At 63.9% G+C, this 4483-nt stretch carries 4 protein-coding genes; 1 reads left to right on the top strand and 3 read right to left on the bottom strand.

Going from position 1 to position 4483, the window contains the following annotated elements:
- Both EN738_RS31415 and EN738_RS31410 read right to left on the bottom strand, forming a co-directional pair.
- Positions 1–586: ABC transporter permease (locus EN738_RS31415; protein WP_145966987.1), on the bottom strand; the 586-nt coding region annotated here is incomplete at its 3' end.
- A complete protein-coding gene (locus tag EN738_RS31410; RefSeq protein ID WP_127286991.1) occupies positions 583–1500 on the bottom strand; it encodes an ABC transporter permease in 918 nt (305 codons plus the stop codon). The genes EN738_RS31415 and EN738_RS31410, both read right to left, overlap by 4 nt.
- Positions 1501–1815: 315 nt before the next feature.
- Here EN738_RS31410 and EN738_RS31405 point away from each other — a divergent pair, with 315 nt between their 5' ends.
- A complete protein-coding gene (locus EN738_RS31405) occupies positions 1816–3234 on the top strand; it encodes an aminotransferase (protein ID WP_127286990.1) in 1419 nt (472 codons plus the stop codon).
- Positions 3235–3278: 44 nt separating this feature from the next.
- Here the strand turns inward: EN738_RS31405 and EN738_RS31400 are convergent, their stop codons facing one another.
- Positions 3279–4481 (bottom strand): aromatic ring-hydroxylating dioxygenase subunit alpha, encoded by a 1203-nt coding sequence (locus EN738_RS31400; protein ID WP_127286989.1) that lies wholly within the window; start codon positions 4479–4481, stop codon positions 3279–3281.
- Positions 4482–4483: the final 2 nt, after the last annotated feature.

Genomic DNA, 4483 nt, shown 5'->3' with positions numbered 1-4483 from the left:
GGCTGGAGATGATCGCCGGCATCACCATCGGCAGCGTCACCCGCCGGAAGGTGCCGAAGGCGCTCTCGCCGAGATCGGCGGAGGCTTCCTCCAGGCTGCGGTCGAAGCCCTCGAAGCCGGAGGTCAGCACCGTCATCGAATAGGGTATGCAGACCAGCACATGGCCGAGCACGACGGTGAACAGCGACAGGCTGAGGCCCAGCTGCAGCATCACCAGCAGCATCGAGATGGCGACGATGACCTCAGGCAGCACCAGCGGCGCCATGATCAGGCCGTTGATGGCGCGCCGTCCGGGATAGCGATAGCGGGTGATCGAGCGGGCGGCCAGGATGCCAAGCACGGTCGACAGCACCGAAGCGGAGACGCCGACGATCAGGCTGTTCCACGTGGCGTCGATCAGCGCCGGCGTGCGCGGCAGGTCCTCGTACCATTTGAGCGTGACGCCCGAGAGCGGGAATTTCGGCGTCGCTGCCGTGTTGATCGAGAAGATCGGCAGGAAGATCACCGGCAGATAGAGGAAAGCGACATAGAGGAAGGCATAGGCCGAGAGCCAGCCGCCTGGGAGCAAGCGTTTGATCGCCATCATCGAGCCAGCCTCTGCGCGGCGCGGATGATCAGCACCGTGGCGCCCGCCATCAGCGTCACGATCACCATGGTGGTGACCGAGAGCGCGGCGCCCAGCGGCCAGTTCGACGCCTTGCCGAACTGCGCCTGGATGGCGTTGGCGATCATGACGCCGTCCTTGCCGCCGACCAGCTTCGGCGTGACATAGTCGCCGACCGTCGGGATCATGACGATGAGCATCGCCGAGACGACGCCCGGCGTCGACAGCGGCAGCGTCACGCGCAGGAACGAGCGCAGCGGGCCGTCGCCGAGATCCGTCGCAGCCTCGACCAGCGTACGGTCGACCTTCTCCAGCGAAACGAAGATCGGCAGGATGGCGAAGGTCGCCCAGGCATGGGTCAGCGTGATGATGACGGCGCTCGAATTGTAGAGCAGCGCCGTCGACGGCTCATCGATGATGCCGAGACCCATCAGGCCGGAATTCAAGACGCCGTTGTAGCCGAGGATCACCTTCCACGACATGACCCGTAGCAGGTAGCTGGTCCAGAACGGGATGGTGATGAGGAACAGCCACAGGCTCTTGTGACGACCGCCATGGAAGGAAATGAAATAGGCGATCGGGTAGGCGAGGATCACGGTGAGCACGCTGACCGTCAGCGAAATGTAGAGCGAGCGCCATAACAGATCGCGATAGATCGGCTCGGTGAGCGCGACGCGGTAATTCTCCAGCGTGAAGGTGTGGTCGATGGTGAGGTAGTTCTGCGTCCAGAAGGAGTGGGCAAAGACCACCAGGATCGGCAGCACCAGCAGGATGAGGGCATAGAGGAAGGTGGGACTGATCAGGGCAAAGCCCTGGACGGGTTCCGACTGCAGAAGGGCACTTCGCCTGACCTGCGTCATGCGCAGCGGAGGCGACCCTTCGGCAGCCGCCGTCATTGCAGCGCTCCGGGCGTGATTTCGCTTGCTGGCACGAACAATTCCGCCATGTGGCTCCCATCTCTCAGGCCCGGCGGCTTGTTCCCATTTGTCCTTGTAGCGCGACCCAATGCAAACCGGTGACCCGTCTTGCTGGCCGCGCCCTGGCTTGCCGGCTTTCTTTCATCATGAGCGCATCCGCCAATTGAAATCAAGCGCTATTTCTGCAATATTGATTGAACGGACATTCAAAATGAAGTGAAGAAAGACCGATTTTCCGGGACTTGTCGCGTCATTCTGTGTCCACCGAAGGGCCCACAACCACACGAGGCGATTATGGCGGCTGCAAGGGAGATCAGGGCGCGGGAAGGCAACGAGGCCGGCGATGACGATGCCGTGGAGTTGGCCAAGCGCCACCTCGTCCAGCCTTGGCCGTATGCCGGCTCGGTCGGTGCCGAGGCGCGCGCGCTGATCGGCGAGGGCGACGGCATCTACATCACCGACGCGTCCGGCAAGCGGCTGATCGACGGGCCGGCCGGCATGTGGTGCCTCAATGTCGGCCACCGCCGCGAGGAGCTGGCGCGGGTGATGTACGACCAGGCGATGGCGCTCTCCTACAACACGCCGTGGTACACGATGAATGCGCCGTCGGCGGAACTCGCCTGGCGCATCGCCGGCCATGCGCCAGGCGAGCTCAGCCATGTCTTCTTCACCACCGGCGGCTCGTCCGCGGTGGAGACGGCGCTGCGCTTCATGCAGTTCTACAACAATGTGCGGGGACGGCCTGAGAAGAAGCTGATCCTCAGCCGTGGCGGCGCCTATCACGGCTCGACCTATCTGTCGGCCTCGCTCAATGGCCGTCCGCGCGACCGCGACTGGATGGACGGCGCCGACGAGCTGGTGGTCAAGCTTTCCTCGCCCGACCCGTTCCGGCGGCCGAAGGAGATGAGCCCTGCTGCCTTCACCGATTTCCTGGTCAGTCAGTTCCGCGACACCATCGCCCGCGTCGGCGCCGAGAGGATCGGCGCCTTCGTCGGCGAGCCGGTGCAGGCTTCCGGCGGCGTGATCGTGCCGCCGGAAGGCTATCTCCAGCGCATCCGCGAGATCTGCCGCGACAACGACATCCTCTATGTTTCGGACGAGGTGGTGACCGGCTTCGGCAGGCTCGGGCACGTCTTTGCCTCCGGCGACGTGTTCGGCATCGATCCGGATATGATCACCTTCGCCAAGGGCGTCACCTCGGGCTACTTCCCGCTCGGCGGCGTCATCATCTCGGAACGGCTGCTGGAGCAGCTGCGGCGCTCCAACCATCCAGACGCGCTGTTCGGCCATGGCCTCACCTACACCAGCCATCCGATCGGCTGCGCGGTGGCGCTGAAGAACCTCGACCTTCTGGAAGAGGGCGTGCTGGCGCACGCGCGCGAGGTCGCGCCCTATTTCCAAGCGCGGCTGAAGACGCTGGAGGAACTGCCGCTGGTCGGTGAGGTGCGCGGCATGGGGCTGATGGCCTGCATCGAATGCGTCGCCGATCGCGAAAGCAGGAATCCGCTGCAGCTCGACAAGGACGTCGGAAAACGCATCGACGCGCATTGCCACGAGCTTGGCCTGCTGGTCCGGCCGCTGATCAACATGTGCGTGATGTCGCCGCCGCTGATCATTTCGCGCGAACAGATCGACGACATGGTGGCGATCCTGCGCGAAGGCATTTCACGCACGATGGACGATCTCAGGAAAGAGGGGGTGTGGCGGGGGTGATTTTCTTCCTTCTCCCCGTGGAACGGGGAGAAGGAAGAGAGGTGCTACCCCCTCGACCTCAACGCGTCGTTCAGCGCCCACATGTCCTTTTCCTCCGGGGCCGTCTCCAGGCCGAGCACGGGGACCTGCCTGCGCAGATGGTCGTGGTGGGTGCGCACGCCGTATTCGAGGTCGGAGAGATAGAACCCTCCGAACGCTTCCGACAGCATGGATTCGTTCGACCACACCGAGAGCTGGACGTCCTCGTTCATGGTGTCGCGGTCGATGCGGTAGGCGAGGTAGCGCGCGGCGGCCTGCTCCCTGGTCTCGTCCTTGTAACGATAGATCGCGCCGCGCAGCAGCGTCTCGCCGGTCGACAGCGGGAACTCCTGATAGAACTGCACGGATTCCGGCATGATCGACAGCGCGTTGTTGGGGAAGATGCCGTAATAGACCCAGGCCTTGCGCAGGTGGTCCGGCAGGTGCGAGGAGTCGGGGGCGAGCTTGATGTATTCGCGCACGCTCCAGCGCCGTCCGGCATGCGGGTTGTAGGTGGCGAAGGAGCGCGACACGCCGTTGACGAAGGGCTCGTCGAAATAGGTCGCGCCATAGAGATCCTGCAGCGCCGGATGCGCCATGGCGACGTGATAGCCTTCATTGTCGACGTCGCGCACCGACTTCCAGTTGACCGGCGACTTTTGCGTCCAGATGCCCCAGGACGGCACCATGTCGGCGACGTTGTAATGAGCCATCTCGGCCTCGATAGGCTTCAAGAGCTCCGCCACCGAAGGCTGCGGTCCGCCCTTGCGGAAGCGGATGAAGATGAAGCCCATCCAGATTTCGAGGTCGAGCGGCATCAGGCCGAACTCGGTCTTGTCGAGGTCGGGGAAAGAGCGCGGGCGAGCAGCACCGCGCAGCGTGCCGTCGAGATTGTAGACCCAGCCGTGGAACGGGCACACAAGCGCGTTCTTGCAGGTGCCCTGGCTGTCGGCGACGACGCGGCTGCCGCGATGGCGGCACATATTGTTGAAGGCGCGCACGACGCCGTCCTTGCCGCGCACGATCAGCGCCCGCTCCCCGATGACATCCATGGTCAGATAGTTGCCGGGATTGGGCACGTCGGAGACGTGTCCGGCGATCTGCCAATGGTTGCGGAAGACGTATTCCTTCTCGAGTTCGAGAAGGGCGTTGGAGTGATAGCTCCAGCCCGGCAAACCCCGCCGGTCCCAATCGTTGGGGATCGCCACGTCACGGAGGTGCGGGTTCATGA

Source organism: Mesorhizobium sp. M4B.F.Ca.ET.017.02.2.1, assembly GCF_003998955.1.
Classification (GTDB): domain Bacteria; phylum Pseudomonadota; class Alphaproteobacteria; order Rhizobiales; family Rhizobiaceae; genus Mesorhizobium; species Mesorhizobium abyssinicae.
The sequence above is the reverse complement of the archived record's forward strand: the minus strand, read 5'-3'. Positions and strand labels throughout refer to the sequence as shown.